The organism is cyanobacterium endosymbiont of Epithemia clementina EcSB (assembly GCF_029919255.1).
Lineage (GTDB): Bacteria > Cyanobacteriota > Cyanobacteriia > Cyanobacteriales > Microcystaceae > Rippkaea.
Genome location: NZ_CP123991.1, coordinates 1,127,651 through 1,146,853 on the forward strand (window position 1 = coordinate 1,127,651; position 19,203 = coordinate 1,146,853).

A 19,203-nucleotide genomic window follows, 5' to 3' on the forward strand; every position below is an offset into this window, starting at 1 on the left:
ATAAGTTTAAGACGGTATACCCTGTGGTTTCTTCAATTGAGAAAATAACTTCGACTTTACCTAAGACTCCTCAACGACGAACAGGAGCTTTTGTCCTAATAGATAGCTTAGTTCGTCAAGGTGTTAAACATATTTTTGGTTATCCAGGGGGGGCTATCCTGCCCATTTATGATGAATTATATAGAGCTGAAACCAGAGGAGATTTGCAACATTTTCTGGTGAGACACGAACAAGGAGCTGCTCATGCAGCCGATGGTTATGCTCGTGCAACTGGTAAAGTGGGGGTTTGTTTCGGAACGTCAGGGCCGGGAGCGACAAACCTAGTAACGGGTATTGCCACGGCACACATGGATTCAATTCCCATGATCATTGTCACTGGGCAAGTAGGACGGGCAGCTATTGGCAGCGATGCCTTCCAAGAAACTGATATTTTTGGCATTACTTTACCTCTGGTAAAACATTCCTATGTGGTCCGTCATGCTCAAGATATGGCTAGGATAGTTGCTGAAGCGTTCCACATTGCCAGTACGGGACGGCCAGGACCTGTTCTAATTGATATTCCCAAGGATGTGGGTCTTGAAGAATGTGATTATATTCCCGTTGACCTTGGACAGGTTAAACTACCAGGGTATCGTCCTACACTCAAAGGTAATCCTCGTCAGATTAACGCAGCTTTACGCCTAATCGAAGAAGCTCAACGACCCTTACTTTACGTAGGTGGGGGAGCAATTTCTGCAAATGCCCATGCCCAAGTTGAAGCACTAGCCGAACGGTTTCAAATTCCCGTTACTACTACCTTAATGGGAATCGGAGCCTTTGATGAGCATCACCCTCTCTCTGTGGCCATGTTGGGAATGCATGGAACCGCCTATGCTAACTTTGCCGTGAGTGAATGTGACCTTTTAGTTGCGGTAGGAGCGAGATTTGATGATCGGGTAACGGGAAAACTCGACGAATTTGCCTCCCATGCTAAGGTTGTCCACATCGACATCGATCCAGCAGAGGTCGGTAAAAATCGTGCCCCGACCGTGCCCATTGTGGGGGATGTATGCTGTGTTCTAGAACAATTACTACAAAGATCCAAAGAACTGGGCTTACCCGCTGATGTGGGAAGAACTCAGCCCTGGTTGGCTAGAATTGACCGTTGGCGAGCAGAATATCCCTTAGTTGTCCCTCATTATGAGGATAGTATTTCCCCCCAAGAAGTCATCGCCGAGGTAGCTTGTCAGGCTCCCAATGCCTACTATACCACCGACGTGGGACAACACCAGATGTGGGCAGCTCAGTTCTTAAAGAATGGTCCTCGTCGCTGGATTTCTAGTGGAGGATTAGGAACTATGGGCTATGGAATGCCCGCCGCTATGGGGGCGAAAGTAGCAGTTCCTGATGAAGAAGTAATTTGTATTACTGGGGATGCCAGTTTTCAAATGAATCTTCAAGAGTTAGCATCCTTATCACAATACAGAATTGCTGTCAAGATAATTATCATTAATAATGGTTGGCAGGGCATGGTGCGTCAGTGGCAACAAACCTTCTTTGGAGAGCGGTACTCTTCCTCCAATATGCAAGTTGGAATGCCTGATTTTGAACTCTTAGCCCAAGCATTTGGAGTCAAAGGGATGACTGTGCGAGAACATTCTCAACTATCAGAAGCGCTCATTCAGATGTTAGCCTATGACGGGCCAGTGTTGATGGATGTTCATGTGACTAAGAATGAGAACTGTTACCCTATGGTAGCTCCAGGAAAGAGTAACGCCCAAATGCTTGGATTGCCAGAGCGCAAAACTGTTGGACAGTCAATCACGCCGATACACTGTACCAATTGTGGCAAAGAAAACCAGACGACCAGTCATTTTTGTTCTGAGTGTGGAACAAAATTGTAAACGTGGTGAAAATTCAAGTTTTTTCTTGAACTTTTAGTTGCCCTTTCCTCTTTTTTGGAAAGGGTTTTTGATTGATTACTAACAAAAAGTTCATCAATCTTTATAGGAAAAAGGCTATTTTTTTGGTAATTTTGTCCCCCCCCCTTGATTAAAAAAAATGTGGGTTGATTCAGTAAGCTTAACTGACTTTGACTGTTTTAAACTTCAGCTTCCCGTCGAAAAACTTTCCCTTTCCCAGTCGGATTATCGATGTAGTACCATTTTTGCTCATCCAACTCAATCATAGGAGGATCAGAGTTTTGCTTGGCTTGGGAAATCCTTTTATAGAGAGTAGAATCACTAATGCCTAACTTTTCAGCCATTTGAGCTCTAGTGAGTACTCTAGACTTAGATGACTCTTGATTAGTTGTTATCATCGAGGGGGTGGTATGTATTTCTGATGCGGTGGCTACCGTCTTCTTATCAACCATTAGACTAGGTTTATCAGGTTTTTGAGGTTTAACAAAAAATTTTTTGTTTTCCTGACTAGGGGGCTGTTCTACAGATGGTTTGATGGGCTTGCGGTAACGAGGAATCCTCTCGGTTGGCAGTTCAAGGTCTTCAACCCATCCCCAACAATTACGGGAAGGGATGAACTTAAAAATGGCTTGAATAAACCAGCGTTTGGGCAATTGTTCCTTGGGAATTTTAGGATTAAATTTGAAGGGACGCGGATCGTCATTACGGCGCATCAATGCGGGAAGATGAGAGGCTTTAAATTTACCTTGAGGATCCATGGCATTAGAATTTCTATAGATCGAGATCACTGGTGTTCTTAATTGAGGAACAAATTGCCAAATCCCTCGAAACTTAAAAATTCCTGGGGCTTCCTCCCATTGATTTTCTTCTCCCCAGGCAGCAACTTGAAAGCGAATAATGGGGTCCTTTCTGGGAATGAGCAGACACTTAGGATAAACCCTCAAATAGATAGGGTTTTCAGGAGAGTTGCTATATTGTTTCAGCCAAGCTTTGTAGCGATAGCCAGGAAAGAATAAACTGTAATTTTTTCCTGCGATGGTGAGGGCAAATTTTCCCTCTTCCTCTTGATGAGGTGTCCCATAAAGAGTGCCAATTGCCTGAAAAAGGAGAGGTTGGTCCTCAGTGTCAGAAACAGATTGAGAGTCAGAATCAAGGATTAAGGGGGGTAGCTGCTCGACTTTTTGGTGAGTTTGATGAGAGAGTTCGTTGGCGGCAGGCATAAATAATAAACTTCAATAATCGGCTGAATTTGTCCCATCATTATAGACCCGATGAACAAAGGATTCTAAGTATCGTTAAGGATGGGTCACATACTTTGGAGATCGGGATCAGATTAGAATTAACACTCCTATAGCTTTAGTTTTGTTGAAGCCTTAGGATTCTCCTAATATAGTAATATAGCCCAGTCGAACAAGGATAGCTAAATGTATTCTTGTCTGACTGAATTCACCGAGTTAAGGTCCGTGTAAAACAGTCCACAAATTGCATTGTCCAATTCTATTATATAACTAGATTTTTTAAGGTATAGGTAATGTTTGGGGTTAAATTTCAATAACAAAGCTCGAAAAATACTTATTCAGCACTATTTTTGATGACTGTTCTCGATGAATCACCATTGAGTAGTTTTCTCGACTATTATACTTGTGACTATACTATATTTAATTTACCTATTGTAGATAAGGTAACATTATGCTTTTTTAGTTTAAATTCTTGTTTAGTAAATTTAACTGATTACTTTGTCTATAACTTTTTAAATATTAGTAGTTTAATTTAATTTTTTATCTAATAAATTAGCTCTAAATAAGTAAAAAAAATAAATAATTTTATATTTTTATGGTTAACTAATTAGAGCTCAGCTAAAAGTTTTTTCCAGAGAAAATACCTTGTTTTTTTTAAAAAAATTAATTAACTAAACTAAGCTAAACACTATTTATATTCAAATGTTCTTCTATAAATTTTATGAGGTTTCTAAAACTATAGAATTTTACGAGATTTTAGGGCTGACCTGCTTTTTTGTCTTAATTTTCTGTGTTTTTTATTTTTTTTGTAAAACTTAGATAAAATTTTTTACTAACTTTTAGGTTTTTCCCTTACTAGCTTTTTTAAAAAAATTCATAGAAGAAAATAGATTATTGCGTAACTTAACTGCATAACTTAATTGAAGTTTTATTTATTTCCTTTAAATTTCAAATAATTATTGATTATAATCAATTATGTTATCTCTTTTTAAGAGCTATTAAAAATAAAATTATATATTCTTCATCTCGAGTTATTTTTCTTTCATTTCTTGGATGATTTAACAATTTTTATATTCCTTAAATAACTAGTATAGATTTTTTAAAACTAAATTGAATCTAAACATGGAATTCCCAGTCTTTTTATACTTCTAGAGTATTTTTTTGATCGTGAGTTAATTGAGTTAACTTTTCTAATTTTTAGATTATAAATAGAATTATTAACAATGATATCATTAGTAGTAATATTAGTTTACCCCTCATAATGGCTAATATCTAGCAATCACTTTTTTAAAGTTTTTTTAAAATTACACATATTTAATATGATTTACTGGCTGAATATAAAAGTAAAATTTTTAACAGTAAAATTCTAACATTAATTGAAAAATATTTTAGATAAGTAACCTTAAAAAGTTATTTTAAAGTGCTATAATCCGACTCAGAAGATGAGCATATCATGCTTATGTTTTAATTGACTGTCCTTCAAAACTTCCTATATCGTCTGTGGTTGATACTAAAAAAATATTTCTATTCGTCAATATTGGTGAAAAACATTCTTTCAAACCTAAAATGAAGATATATTATAGTCACCAGGCTATTTTGTCTCTTCCGTTGGTATAGTACCTTTAGAAGTTATCAATTACTTAGATAAAAAAACAAGAAAAGTTGTCGTTTTGCGACGTAGTTTTAAATCTCAAGTTGCTGAGTGGTAGCAATTCTAAATACAATTTCATATATGCTAACTAATCCTCCCTCATTTCCTATTCTCAATGTTTTCGTACACCTTCTGGATGATTATTCTGATTGGCTGCTTCAATGCCTCAATCATCATCGAGGAGTTCATGTTGTGACTCTGAACGCAGAGATGGCTATGTTAGCTGAAGAAGACCCCTCGGTAAAAGAAGTCATTCGTGAAGCTGATTTAGTTATTCCTGATGGAGCTGGTGTCGTCCTGTATCTGCGGCTGCGCAAACAAAAACAACAACGATGTCCAGGAATTGAACTGGCACAATCGTTGCTTCAAGAATTGGGGTCCCACGAAAATTCCCCTTTAATTGTTTTTTATGGGGGAAAACCTGGAGTTAGCAATGCAGCAGCAGACCAATGGCGTAAGAAATTTCCTGGCATTTCTATTCTTTCATCCCATGGCTATTTATCCTCAGAAGAAGAGGATCTATGGCGACAAACTCTACTAGACAAACAACCCAAATTAATTCTTGTAGGCTTGGGGGTTCCTCGTCAGGAATTTTGGATTCGGCAACACCGTTATTTATGTCCCCAAGGGATTTGGATTGGGGTTGGCGGAAGCTTTGATATTTGGTCTGGGACTAAAGACCGGGCCCCTCGGTGGTTACGAGACAACAATTTGGAGTGGCTCTATCGTTTATATCAAGAACCCTGGCGTTGGCAGCGAATGTTAGCCCTACCTAGGTTTTTTTTACGATCACTTATTCATTAAGTCAAGCTTACCGAGTGATCACTCTACAGAACTTTAATCCCGAGATAATAGTGATCGTCTGTACAATTATTTCTTTGGGTTGAGACCTTAATTTATAAGCTATTGCCGAAGAAATTGAGACAAAAACTTAACTTGAAATATTGAACTTTTTCAAAAAAATTATTTAATAATAGTTATTTGAAAATTATTTTTAAGCAAATAGAAACTTTCGATGAACTGGTTGTTGAGAGAAATTAGGGTACTTTTATACTAGACTCCAGAAATTGACAATAGGAGCAATAATTAAGCGATTCTTCGTGAGCACTAAAACAACTCTACGGGGGAAGTTTTAGCAACTAGGCTATCTTAGCCTACATCGTTATGCTGCTTGCCCAAGATGTTTTGGCAATCACTACAAATACTTACAATCATTGAATTCGCATGGGTGAAGTTTAGGTTACTGAATTATGTATCTTAAGATATTTTGAGCAATGAGAGATTCACTTTCTAAGTCTATTCAAAATAGATACTATAGAATGATTAATTTATCAAGAAGTAATAAAAGTGTTTAGTTAATTTTATTTAAAAAATAAAGTCAACTAAACACTTTTATATTTACTCAGTTTTTTATCTTTAAATCACTAATACTGAGCAATGAAGATGGTGGACCATATCGTTACTAACACTTCCAAAAAACATTTTACTAATACCTTTGAGTCCTAGTCTTTCGATTGTAATCAAATCTGTATCACCACTATTAAATAATCCTCTAATCTAACAGCCAGATTGTTCAATTTTTCAGTCCTATTGGCTAGGGTAGAAATCTCAGCTAATTCTTGATTATAAAGATTAATATAAGGAATTAAGGTTTGATTTATCAGAGGTCAGCTAGAAAACAACATTTAAATAGCCCCATTCTGGCAATAGATAAAAGTTTTTCGAACACCAGTCTCTCTAAAATACCTTTATCTATTGCCACTAATTTTTTTACAGGACATAACAATTCTCCTTTTGATAACTTAAAGACTGCTAACAAATTTAGCTAATCTATCGATTCCTTTTTCGATAGAAGTTAAATCGGTGGCATATGATAAACGAATACAATTATCTGCCCCGAATACTGTACCTGGAACAGCTGTTACCTTTTGAGAATTTAAGAGTGCATCACAAAAATCGAGAGAACTCATTTCAGTTTTACTAATATCTGCAAAAACATAAAAAGCCCCCATGGGGGTCGGACAACTTAGGTGAGGAATTGTCCTAATTCCGTCTAAAATAACTTGACGACGTTTAGTGAAGGCTTGTAGCATTTGCTCTACGGAGTCTTGAGATTCTTCTAAAGCGGCAATTGCTCCATATTGGGCAAAAGTACACACGTTAGAGGTACTATGACTTTGGATCGTATTAGTAGCTTCAATTAATTCTAGAGGCGCAGCCAAATATCCTACACGCCACCCTGTCATTGAATAGCTTTTAGCAAAGCCATTACTAATAATTGTACGATTAAAAATCTCAGAATTTACTGCTCCAATGCTGAGATGTTGTGCCCCGTCATAGAGAATCTTTTCATAAATTTCGTCGGAAACAACCCACAAATTATTCTCCACAATGACTTCAGCTAACGCCTTTATTTCTGTGGCAGAATAAACAGTTCCGGTTGGATTCGAGGGAGAATTTAGAACGAATAATTTTGTTTTAGGAGTAATCGCTTGACGCAGTTGATGTGGCGTGATTTTATAGCTTGTTTCTGTCGTTGTTTGCACAATCACCGGCGTTCCTGTTGCTAATTTAACCATTTCTGGATAACTTAACCAATAGGGGGCCGAGATAATCACTTCATCCCCAGGATCAATCAACGCTAACATCAAATTAAATAAAGACTGTTTCCCCCCATTGGTCACAATTACATTATCTGGAGTATAGTCTAAATTGTTATCGATACGTAACTTTTTAGCGATTGCTGCTCTCAGTGTAGGTTCCCCTGCCGCCGGACCATACTTAGTTTTTCCTTGATTTAGAGCAAGTTTGGCCGCTTCTTTGATATGTTGTGGGGTATCAAAGTCTGGTTCCCCGGTACTAAAGCTACAGACATCAATACCTTGTGCTTTCATTGCCTTAGCTTTGGCGGCAATTGCAAGGGTAATTGATTGAGAAACCTTCCCCACTCGTGTTGCCAGTTTAATCATTCGATTCGATATTCCCAGGCCAAACAAATAATAATTTTATTCATGATATCGTCTCTCTGGGGGTGTATCTCAGGTTTTAACGAATACTTTCTTAACGCCATCGGAAAATGGCACAATGAATTCATCAGAATTTACCTTAAATATCGTATGACTATGCATCCTCAATTACAAACAGCCTTGGCTCAACATAAAGCCCTCAAAGTGATCAGTGGGTTAACCAATTTCGACACAGCCAATGTTACGGCTATTGTTAAAGCTGCCCAAGCTGGTGGCGCAACCTTTGTTGATATTGCCGCAGATGGGGCGTTGGTAAGCCATGTACGTCAATTAATTGATTTACCGATTTGTGTCTCAGCAGTTGAACCAACGTTGTTTGTCGAAGCAGTTAAGGCAGGGGCAGATTTAATTGAAATTGGCAACTTTGATGCTTTTTATGCCCAAGGACGGCGATTTGAAGCAGAGGAAGTTCTAGCCTTAACCAGAGAAACCCGCTCTCTTCTCCCTGAAATTACCCTTTCGGTGACGGTTCCCCATATTCTTCCCCTTGATGAACAAGCTCAATTAGCTGAGCGCTTAGTAGAATTTGGAGCCAACATTATCCAAACTGAAGGAGGATCCAGCAGCCAACCTACTCATGCAGGAACTTTAGGGTTAATTGAAAAGGCTGCCCCTACTTTAGCTGCTGCTTACAGTATTTCTGATGCGGTATCTGTTCCAGTCTTGTGTGCGTCAGGGTTATCTTCTGTGACTGTTCCTATGGCGATTGCGGCTGGCGCGTCCGGTGTGGGGGTAGGATCAGCCATTAATCAACTCAATGACGAAGTAGCGATGGTTGCTGCAGTTCGTTCTTTGGTAGAGGCATTAACCACCACCAGTTCAGCTATAATCAACCATTAAATATTTCCTAGCATCAATTTTATAGAGACGTATAATTCAAGCGTCTCTATTTTGATTAACTGCTTAAGCTGTCTAAAAATAAAAATGAATATAAATAATTATGAAGCTAAAAAGTAGTAATTATTTAGGAATGGCTTTAATGTTAGCCCAAAGAGAATGAGAAAATGTTACAGCTTTTTTAAAAAAGCTATCGGCTGGTTACTATACACTTAATAAGTATCTTATTTATCAAGTTGATGGTTAAGAACAAAAAATAATAAAAAGATTAAGATTAACAAAAAAATTGTTCAATTGAACGTTGTCAGTAATAGTTTTTTCCTAAAAATTATAAAAAATATGGGAGCATCCACTTTTTTACAAAAAGATTTCTTAAGATATACAAAATTTAATTATTTATTTTGAAAGATATAAAATCTTAACATTATTCTGAACACTTAGAGATTACTACTCAATCTAACAACTAGCGAACTTAATAAACATTAACATAGTAAAAACTATTACCAGGTTACTTTTTTAGGTTAAGCTAGTAACATTTACCAAACTTTTTATAAATAGAAAAACGATCACTTAAACTCCTTTAATATGCAGAAAATTCAGAAATTATCTGATCCTAGTTCTGGCTAAAATACAAAGTTTTAACTATACTACCTCAATTTCTTTTATCAAAGAAAGAAGAGATATTACCTCGTTATAGAGGCTTGTGCTGTTATAAAAGTGTTTCAAGAACGTCTCCAAGCAATATCTTTGGAATTATTTCCATTGAAAAATTCTCATCAACTGAAAACAGTCAATATTGTTATCAACCTTAATTATCAAATACAGCAATTATAAACTTAAGAATAAGTCAATAATTTTTTATAACAAGCTTTTTTTGAAATCTTATAAAATAAGAGCTATCGTTTTACTAGGAGATTCTTCTAATTTTTTTATATATAGGGCAAGAGGTTAATCCTACTTTGGAATATATCTATCTTTTTAAGAAAATTTTTACTATGATTTAAGATAATTAAGCTAGAGTATTACGTAATTATAAAAAATCACAAGAATCTTATGTTAAAACATTAATTTGCTTAATACACATTTAGTTGACCTTAGCAATAAGGTTAAGACTTTTTACAAGAAAGTTATAGAATCTTCCCTTTTTTTAAAAATTGTATATTACCTATTGTATTTTCTACTTATTCTTTCATCTTTAATTTAAGATAAGCAACTATCTTACTTAAAAAATTTTATGAAAATTCATTCCATCAACTTTTTTTATTGTATCTTAGGACTCAGTATTCTACTGATTTAGATTAGTTAGATCAGATTCAGTAAGTAGTTAAAGTCTCAACTTAATTTATTCATAGTCGACTTTATGAGAGCGAATAACAAGTTTCTTATCATTATAATAATTTTTTTATCTAGAAAACTAAAAATTAAAGCAAATTGACGTAGGATGACAGTCAGCAATTTCATTAAGATCACTAACTGATATCGTCTTATTCTTATCCTTGATAATTGCAACTTAGATAGATTTGAGGGGAATTTTTAATGAAAACTTCAATAATTCGACAACTTTGGTCTATAGTAGAAGAGAGCTCTGCCAAAACCTTAGTCAATTTAGATGACTCAGATTTAGTTAGTCAGTTACTGAAGAAACTCGATGCACAATACTCCTTGTCCTCGGAAGACTTACAGGTCATGAAAGTTTATTTTCGTTCAAAAACTGTTTTAATTCGAGATATTGCCCATTCTCGTTTAGAAAACTTTTTTGATTAACTTGTAGTCTAATGCACATTTTTCTGAGATTATCACCATAACTGACAACTTCTACTGTTCTTTATCCCCACGTCGTGTTGAAATCATGAAAGAGTCAGAATGGCATGTTTTAGTCGATCCCACTTGAGGAGTCATAACTTAATAGTGATGAGGAAATCGTTAAGGAATTTTTTTTCAGTCGTACCAGTCTTGCTATCTGTTGGAGTAACATTTGTTTTATTTGCTTGTAATCGTCAACCAAACAACCTAAGTTCTCAGATAACACTCCAAAAACAAAGTAAAACCCTTAATTTATTATACTGGCAGGCTCCCACTATTTTAAATCCTCATCTTTCTACAGGATTTAAAGATTCTGAAGCTAGTCGCATTACATTAGAACCTTTAGCTAGTTATGATAATCAAGGTAACTTGATACCTTTTTTAGCTGCTGAAATTCCCTCTATAGAAAATGGGGGAATTTCACCTGATGGCAAGTCAGTAACATGGAAATTGAAAGAAGGAATCAAATGGTCAGATGGAACCCCATTTATGGCTGGTGATGTGGTGTTCACTTATCAATTTATTACTAATCCTAAAGTAGGTTCGACTAGTGCCAATAATTATGCCAGTGTTGAAACGGTCGAAGCCATAAATGAGAATACAGTAAAAGTTGTTTTTAAACAACCAAATCCAGCTTGGAATCTTCCCTTTATTGGTGGGGGAGGAATGATTTTACCTCGCCATCTTTATGAAAAATATAATGGTGAAAATGCACGGCAGGCCCCTGAAAATCTAATTCCTATTGGTACAGGCCCTTATAAGGTTGTAGAATTTAAACCTGGGGATGTAGTCGTTTATGAAGCAAATTCCCATTTCCGGGAAGTTGATAAATTAGGGTTTAAAAGAATTACATTGAAAGGAGGTGGAGATGCTACTTCTGCCGCACGAGCGGTGTTACAAACAGGAGATGTAGACTATGCTTATAACTTACAAGTTGAAGTAAATATTCTCAACCAATTGGAAGCAGGTGGAACTGGAAAAATAAAATCTATTTTTGGAGGAACTAGCGAAAGAATTTTAATTAATTTAACCGATCCAAATAAAGCAACAGCAGAGGGAGAAAAATCAAGCCTGAAATTTCCTCATCCTTTTTTTCAAAATAAGCAAGTAAGGGAAGCTTTTAGTTTAGCAATAGATCGAGATACCATTGCTCAACAGTTGTATGGAGTAACCGGAAAAGCCACCTCAAACTTTTTAATTGCTCCTCCGCAATACAATTCTTCTAATACAAGTTACGAGTTTAACTTAGAGAAAGCATCAAAGTTATTAGATAAGGCAGGATGGAAAGACTCTAATAACAATGGAATTCGAGATAAAAATGGAACAGAAATGAAAGTAGTCTTTCAAACCTCAGTCAACCCACTACGCCAAAAAACACAAGAAATTGTTAAGCAGGGATTACAAAAAATTGGGATAGGTGTTGAACTAAAAAATGTTGATGCAAGTATTTTCTTTTCCAGTGACCCGGCGAATAATGATACAGTAGAACATTTTTATGCTGATTTAGAAATGTTTACGACAGGAAACAGGAACCCTGATCCCAGTACTTATATGAAGACCTATATGTGTGATACAATTCCTCAAAAATCAAATAATTGGTCTGGAGATAATTATTCCCGGTATTGTAACCCAGAATATGATAAACTATGGGAACAAGCAAGCAAAGAATTAGATACTAGAAAACGACGAGAAATTTTTATTGCAATGAACGACATGTTGGTTAATGATTTTGTGGTAATTCCCTTAATTCATCGAGCTGATGTTGTTGGAATTAGTGATAACATTCGGGGATTCAAATCAACCCCTTGGGACTTTAATACCTGGAACATTAAAGATTGGAAAATATACAAAGTTGACTTTTAAATCGAGTATACATAGATAATCATAAACCTAGTTGTGAAACCATACGTGTAACACGGAAAAAACAATCTAGATAAGAACAATGTCTATAAAAACTTATTTAGCTCGACATTTTGTTTTCAAAAACTCAAAAAGAAGTACACAAAAAGTTAAAATTCTGTAGAATTGACTAAAATGGTGTCTATCTTGGAAAGTATCTTAGGAAAATATTCTCGACAATAGTGTGCTAGTCACAGGAATAAATTATGACTATAATCCAAGTATGACTATAATTAAGAAGTTCTTAAAAAATCTAATTAAGTTAGGAAAAAGAAAAGTTTAAAAATTCAAGAATAAAGAAAAAAGAAGAAAACAAACCTGAACTAATAAACCACTTTAAAAATTAGCCTAGTAATTAAAATCTAGATTGGTAGATAAACAATTATAGACATAATTGTGTTAATAAGATCTGGAACGAAAGAGGATTAAATTACTTTAAAAAAGTGTAGATATTCTTGTCATTCTCCAAGAGAAAAACATAGTAAAGAGAGAGTTTCTTGAACCAGTAAAATTTATTAAAAATTTAAAAATTGGAAAAAAGAGATCCAGAAACTTAAATAGATATATAGTTGTTTGATGAACCTAGAGTAAAATTGAGGACAATCAAAGGAAAAATTTGAAGTCCTACGTGGAAAAGACCGGCTGTTATGGTAAACTAAATCTGTGGATAGCAGTATATCTGTGAATTTATTAAACTACTCACGGGAAGAACTTTATGAAATTAAATTCCAGGAGTGAATACAAAATGGCTTAATTTAGTCCATGAACATCTGGCTAAAGCGGCAGACGGTTTTATAGCAGAAAAGAAAAAATTGCTCCAAAAATTACTAAAGAATATTTGTAAGCTTACTCTCCAGAGTTAGAGCAAGTAGAGTAACTGTGGATATTATGTAGATAAGTATTTATTCTATGAGTATTTTCAAAAAAATTCTAAGATAGAAGAAGTCTTGCTAAACTGTTGTCATATTTGCAGTTGAATAAAAAAAGAAATCAAAAATTTAACTTATTGTTATTGGTTGAATTTCCTCTATTTTTTTAGGATGGTATGTCCATCGGATTTAGTATAATAGATAACAGTTGCGTTGCGCAAAACTCAGTGTATTGAGTCATTATCAAATGATATCCTACTTAATTAAGCGTTTATCAACCGCCATTCCTACTCTACTTGTCATTAGTATTGTTATTTTTACTATTTTAGCCTTAGCCCCAGGTAATCCTTTGGGAGAATTTGCTTCCAACCCGGCAATTACACCAGAGATAAGGGAAAATATCCGTAAAAGTCTAGGGTTAGATCAACCAATTTATGTTCGTTATATTAAATGGATTTTAGCGTTTATTCGGGGAGATTTGGGCTATTCTTTTACTAGTAAAAGTCCAGTTATTGATCTAATCTTACAACGAATACCAACTACGTTATGGGTGGCTGGAATTGCTTATCTCCTAAGTTTTTTGATTGCTTTTCCTCTAGGAATAGTTTCTGCATTGAAACGATATTCATTGCTAGATCAAATTGCAACCACCTTTACTTTTTTAGGATTTTCTTTGCCAACTTTTCTGACAGGATTATTATTCATCGTTATATTTAGCGTTCAATTAAAATGGTTTCCTTTTATTTATAACAGCACATTACAAATAACCAATTGGTCAAGTTTTGTTGAACAAATCAAACAATCCATCATGCCAGTTTGTGTATTAGCTTTATATCAGTCAGCGATTTTAATGCGGTTTTTCCGTTCAGCTATCTTAGATGAACTCCCCCAAGAATATGTCCGTACTGCCTATGCTAAAGGATTAGGAAGTTTTGCCATCTTGAATAATCATATTCTTCGGAATGCCATGATTCCCGTTATAACCTTGATAGCCTTAGATATTCCTACAATTTTTACTGGGGCATTAGTCACGGAACAGGTGTTTCGTATTCCTGGAATTGGGGCTTTATTAATTGAATCGATTTATCGTAATGATACCCCAGTAGTTATGGCTGTTACTTTTATTTATGCAATTTTAATTTTTATTAGTAACTTTGTTGCCGATTTCACCTATAGTTTTTTGGATCCACGGGTTAAATTAAATCAAAAAAAATAATTAGATTAACTATTTACTTTTTTAGTTAATTATTGTTTTTTTTATATAAAGATGTTTATCAAGGACCTGGAATATATAGTTGTTTCCGATCATTGTTAGGCATAGACTATGAGTCTAATACAAAAAGACTTTTATTTAAAAAATACGGTTTCTGAGGACAGTGTGAAGTTCTTAAATTGGATGATAATTATTATGTTTGCTTTAGCTTTATGGTTAAGTTCTAGCTTGGTTCTAGATTTTATTATGATTCCTAGTTTATACCTATTAGGAATTATGCCTTAGAGGAGGTTTGCCAGTGTTGAATGTTTTATTTTGATTCTGTATAATCGCATTGAATTGATTTATTTAGCAATTATTTAAACGTGATTTTTAGTATTCCGTCGTTATTATGCCTTCATAAAAGAGTCAAGAACATTAGTCAATCTTCTTAGCTAGTGTTTTTCTAATTGTTGCCCAAATTTATACCTATGTGTTAATCTAATAAATCAGCGTTTTAGATCTTTAGTAAAACTTCGTTAAAACAGCCAACACTCTGCCACCAGAGATAAGCTTTTTACACCGAGGTTCTTGGATTCTAGAATGCATTAAATTTATGGTTAATATTCTTTTACTAAGTTGATGTTATCGTAATTATTATTAACTAACTTAAGTCTTTAAAATCTTTCTATGTCAGCTGTTTCTTGATTAAATCAGTAAGTTAAGAAAAACTCTTTTGGTAACTTGAATTGTTCACTAATGGAAGACCCTTTTGATAAAAGATAAATCTGGATTTTGTGTCCAGATTTCGTGAGACAAAAAACTACTCCATTACCACAGAGATTGTCTCAATCAGTTTGCCGTTAGTATAAGTTCGATCAGCTTCTAGCTTGATTGCTTCCCAGTTTGAACCCTCACGGCAAATTTTCATTTTAGATGTTAATGAGACACAACAATACCATAGAGAACAATATCATTGTTGATATAGCGTCTTCTGTAAATTGTTAATTCGATATCAAATGCCCAATGGCACACGGGGATGTTGTTGCCTCGACGAAGGAAGTAAAGTCAGAATAATAACCAAATTTTAAGCTAACAAAAAGATAAGTTTTTCAGTATAGTCTCTGAATACACACTCTTATGTATAGAATACCGGCATTAGAAAAAACTATAATAATGCAACCTTCTAAAATGTGACCAAAGCTAGTGATTACAAACATTTAAGGGATACCTGATTTTTCCTGCAATGCTAGTTAAGGAAAAATTAAATTTAGCCCTCCTCTGTATTTTGGGTGGCAAAATATCCCGCAACGATAGTAAAAAGATTAGCAACAATCACAATAACCCCTATCGACCAATTCCGACCAATGGTATCTGGGGCAATTGTCTGAGCAAATCAGGTCAAGTCTGATAACATGGATCCTGTGTGACTCCTGAGTTGATCAACTTTAATTGATGATTAAGGATCATAGAAATTCCTTGAACAAAAAATTTACTTTAGTTTGAATACTTAATAGTAGCAAAATGAGAATTAAGATATGCGGCATCACCCAACTATCCCAGGGCAAAGCGATTGCTCAATTAGGGGCTACTATGTTGGGATTTATCTGCGTTCACAAATCTCCTCGTTATATTAGTCCGGTTCAAATTCAAGCCGTGATCAAGGAACTGCCAACAACAGTTGGCTGTATTGGGGTTTTTGCTAATGCCAGTCTATTAGAAATAGAAGAAGTTCTTAACCAAACAGAGTTAACTGGGATACAACTGCACGGGAATGAGTCGCCCCGGTTCTGTCGTCAGATCAAACAACGTTTTTCTCATCTCGAACTGATTAAAGCGTTTAGAATCAAAACTTCTCAGTCGTTACGAGCCATACCTGCTTATTTTGATGAAGTAGATACATTATTGTTAGATGCTCACCATCCTAATTTGTTAGGAGGAACTGGTCATACTTTGAATTGGGAAATTTTAGAACGATTTAAACCACCGCTTCCTTGGTTATTGGCAGGGGGATTAACCCCTAATAATATAGGGCAATCTTTAACACGGTTAGATCCAACGGGAATTGATCTTTCTAGTGGTGTTGAGAGATCACCTGGTAATAAAAATTTAACAAAAGTAGCTGAGTTATTTGCGTTACTTCAAGATATTCATCCTTTAAAATAAAGTTCTACTGAACTTGTCATGTAAAGATAAAAAAATAAGAAAGATTTTTATTATTAACAATAGGCTTGTTAAAAGTCACTATCGCTGTATAGTATGGCAGGTTTTTTGTTTGCACAAAATTATACTATACTCAATTCTCTAGCCTTAACTTATATTTATGACATCAAACACTAAACTTAATTTAATGAATGAAACTCTAAATCTAAAAAAAAATTAACCATAATTTATTATTAAATTTTAAATGAGATAAGAATAGTTCAATAACCAGAAAACCTTATTAAATTAATGAATTGAACATTAAAAATATATCTTAGGCAGGATAAGCCGTATGTCTTGATATTAATCATTATCAAATCAGATGTAGTCAAGGTTAAATTACATTCATGAAAGAGTATAAATGTATTAAAAAAATGAAAAATATACTTAAAACTGGATTAAATAAATTTATAATAGTAATTATTAAAAAATAAAAAATACTAAGTTAATAATCAAAAAATAATTTTTTAAAAATACATACAAATAATTAGAAATTAAATTGATAACTTTATTGCCATTTAATAACGGCAATAAAGTTATCAACTAGTGTTAGTAGATTTAGATATAAATAATTAAGTGTAGAAAATATAGAAATAAACAAATCTGATAAGTAGCAAAATGGCTTTTTTAAAAAAAGTTGTGATAATAATTGAATAAGATTGAATAAGTTAGTCATATATCTTGGTAAACGTTCTAAGAATGTTATGAATAAATTAATACCATAAGCTAAAGTAGTACAAGATAGACTTTATCTGATGAAACAAGTTGATGTTCAATTAGATAATTAGAACAAGACTCTTGAAATAAAAAGCTAAATTAAAACAAGTTAATAACAAAATATCAGTCTTGGCAAGATTATTTAACTGAAAGAGGAATTTAGAAAATTAGTTAGAAAACTTTAGACTGGATATGATAATCATTAAAACTAGCTAATTTTTATTTCAAAAACTTATTAATTAGACTAAAGAAAGTATCTGAAAAAGTTAGACGTTAAATTGGAAACATTATTGTCTATTCTTACCAAGCAATAACTTAATGAACAGTATTAAATATTGATGATAAGTTGAAGTTGATTGAAATAAAAGCTTATGGATTCAAAAAAAATATTAATTTCAAACTTTGAAGTTTTTGACTTAGCATTTTGTTAGTTAGTTCTATATTATTAGTCCAGTCCAATTGGTATTGGAGATGCTAATAGTGTTTTTAAATTTTATCTAATTTACGTTTAAAAAATAAAATGTAATGGATTACAATACAGATAATAACTTATTAGTTAACTTTAAAAATTAACCCTATATTTAATCGATTATGCAAAATTTAAATTTTTTAAATTGCAATGTATATGAGAGTATGTCTGCAAAAACACTAATCGAACTATTAATGAGAATGTTGCTATTAGTATCTACCTCAATTTGTACTCCTAAGTTATTCATTTTTACTATTATTTTTTGTTGTTTTTTTTTCACCAGTTACACTTGATTAAACTATTGTCTTCTCCAAGCACTAATTTGAGTAATTTAACTACAAGTTTTTTAAAAAAGGTTTTTTACTATCATTTAGGTAAATCTTTAACTGAGTTTATTGAGATGAGTCTTGAACTAGTAAGCACTCTTGATATTAAATTATTTTACCACTTCTACAAAAACTAAAAATAACAGTTAATCTATATCTTTATAACTATTTTTATAGTTATAAACTATGGCTAAAAAATTAACGGTTTTTATTAAATTAATAGTAAATATCAAAATGGAAGAAGTTAACTGAATATTAGCATCAATAAAATGAAGATATCATTTAACTAATAGCGAGTTTAATTTGAATATTTTTTAAAAAAATATTAGTTTTACTTAAAAAGTAAGCCGTACTCTATAGGTATTTTAACTAAAATTAAAGAAACTAACAACAAGACCAGTCAATTATCTCAAGAACTAACGGAGTGTTTTTTACTCAATTAAAGTTTTGTTAATTGTTTTCTTAGACCTCATGAAACAACAAAAAGCATAAAACTGTTCTCTCATAGCAGAGAACAGTCTTCTTTAATTGAAGCATAATAATTTTTTTTGTAAAAAAATAGCTAGAAGTAGATAACGATTCTGCTACACAAAAACTAGGTATTCGCTTATACAAAAAATAGGTATTAAAGTTAGTATTATCAATATATATTATTTACTTCAAAAACTTAAAATTAACTTTTTCTAAAAAAACTTTATTCCTTAAAAACTTACATTCATAAGGTTAAAAGCCTAAGATAGTAATATTTGACAATACTTAAAAAACTTAACTTTTTATATTTAGTTTTAATTGACAAAATAGGAGTTTAGCCACTTATAACTCATAACTTTATCAGAGTAACTAAAGGAAAACAAGTTTAGGGAAAATGTTCTAATAATCAAAAAAAAATATTACGTTAATTGAAACGCTCGCTCAATCAATACTGGTAAAATAAAAATACTAACACCACAATTATACCCAAGGAATTGTATGGTCATAGATAACTTATTGACTTATAAAGCAACTATAGATATAAAACTAATGAAACATGTAGAAGCACAAGTTATATTTTTTATACTGACTTTAATTTTATT

The 19,203-nt window shown here is 33.5% G+C and carries 11 protein-coding genes; 8 read left to right on the plus strand and 3 right to left on the minus strand.

Annotated features, from left to right (window positions below):
- Positions 1 to 23 precede the first annotated feature (23 nt).
- Positions 24 to 1,883 (plus strand): biosynthetic-type acetolactate synthase large subunit, encoded by a 1,860-nt coding sequence (gene ilvB / locus P3F56_RS03745; RefSeq protein ID WP_281153449.1) that lies wholly within the window; start codon positions 24 to 26, stop codon positions 1,881 to 1,883.
- A 197-nt stretch (positions 1,884 to 2,080) separates the two neighbouring features.
- Here the strand turns inward: ilvB and P3F56_RS03750 are convergent, their stop codons facing one another.
- The gene (locus tag P3F56_RS03750) at positions 2,081 to 3,121 is read right to left on the minus strand and encodes a helix-turn-helix transcriptional regulator (RefSeq protein ID WP_281153450.1); all 1,041 of its coding nucleotides are present in this window, start codon (positions 3,119 to 3,121) and stop codon (positions 2,081 to 2,083) included.
- A gap of 1,750 nt (positions 3,122 to 4,871) precedes the next feature.
- Here P3F56_RS03750 and P3F56_RS03755 point away from each other — a divergent pair.
- On the plus strand, positions 4,872 to 5,594 hold the full coding sequence (locus tag P3F56_RS03755; protein ID WP_281153451.1) for a WecB/TagA/CpsF family glycosyltransferase: 723 nt from the start codon (positions 4,872 to 4,874) through the stop codon (positions 5,592 to 5,594).
- 612 nt (positions 5,595 to 6,206) lie between these two features.
- On the opposite strand, the gene P3F56_RS10435 is transcribed toward P3F56_RS03755, so the two are convergent.
- Positions 6,207 to 6,314, minus strand: coding sequence for a universal stress protein (locus P3F56_RS10435; protein WP_405054765.1), 108 nt, complete (start codon positions 6,312 to 6,314; stop codon positions 6,207 to 6,209).
- A 278-nt stretch (positions 6,315 to 6,592) separates the two neighbouring features.
- On the minus strand, positions 6,593 to 7,759 hold the full coding sequence (locus tag P3F56_RS03765; RefSeq protein ID WP_281153452.1) for a pyridoxal phosphate-dependent aminotransferase: 1,167 nt from the start codon (positions 7,757 to 7,759) through the stop codon (positions 6,593 to 6,595).
- Positions 7,760 to 7,906: 147 nt separating this feature from the next.
- Between P3F56_RS03765 and P3F56_RS03770 the strand changes: the two genes are divergently transcribed.
- The 6 genes from P3F56_RS03770 to P3F56_RS03795 all read left to right on the plus strand — a co-directional run bounded on the left by P3F56_RS03770 (position 7,907) and on the right by P3F56_RS03795 (position 16,582).
- Complete coding sequence (locus P3F56_RS03770; RefSeq protein ID WP_281153706.1) at positions 7,907 to 8,656, plus strand: DUF561 domain-containing protein; 750 nt, start codon at positions 7,907 to 7,909, stop codon at positions 8,654 to 8,656.
- A gap of 1,533 nt (positions 8,657 to 10,189) precedes the next feature.
- Positions 10,190 to 10,417: a hypothetical protein gene (locus P3F56_RS03775; RefSeq protein ID WP_281153453.1), complete on the plus strand. Its 228-nt coding sequence runs from the start codon at positions 10,190 to 10,192 to the stop codon at positions 10,415 to 10,417.
- A 147-nt stretch (positions 10,418 to 10,564) separates the two neighbouring features.
- The gene (locus P3F56_RS03780) at positions 10,565 to 12,319 is read left to right on the plus strand and encodes a peptide ABC transporter substrate-binding protein (RefSeq protein WP_281153454.1); all 1,755 of its coding nucleotides are present in this window, start codon (positions 10,565 to 10,567) and stop codon (positions 12,317 to 12,319) included.
- 1,152 nt (positions 12,320 to 13,471) lie between these two features.
- Positions 13,472 to 14,440 (plus strand): ABC transporter permease, encoded by a 969-nt coding sequence (locus P3F56_RS03785; protein ID WP_281153455.1) that lies wholly within the window; start codon positions 13,472 to 13,474, stop codon positions 14,438 to 14,440.
- A gap of 1,222 nt (positions 14,441 to 15,662) precedes the next feature.
- Entirely contained in the window at positions 15,663 to 15,827 is a 165-nt protein-coding gene (locus P3F56_RS10645) for a hypothetical protein (RefSeq protein ID WP_281153456.1), read from the plus strand.
- A gap of 113 nt (positions 15,828 to 15,940) precedes the next feature.
- Positions 15,941 to 16,582, plus strand: a complete 642-nt coding sequence (locus P3F56_RS03795; protein ID WP_281153457.1) for a phosphoribosylanthranilate isomerase — start codon at positions 15,941 to 15,943, stop codon at positions 16,580 to 16,582.
- The last annotated feature ends 2,621 nt before the right edge of the window (positions 16,583 to 19,203 follow it).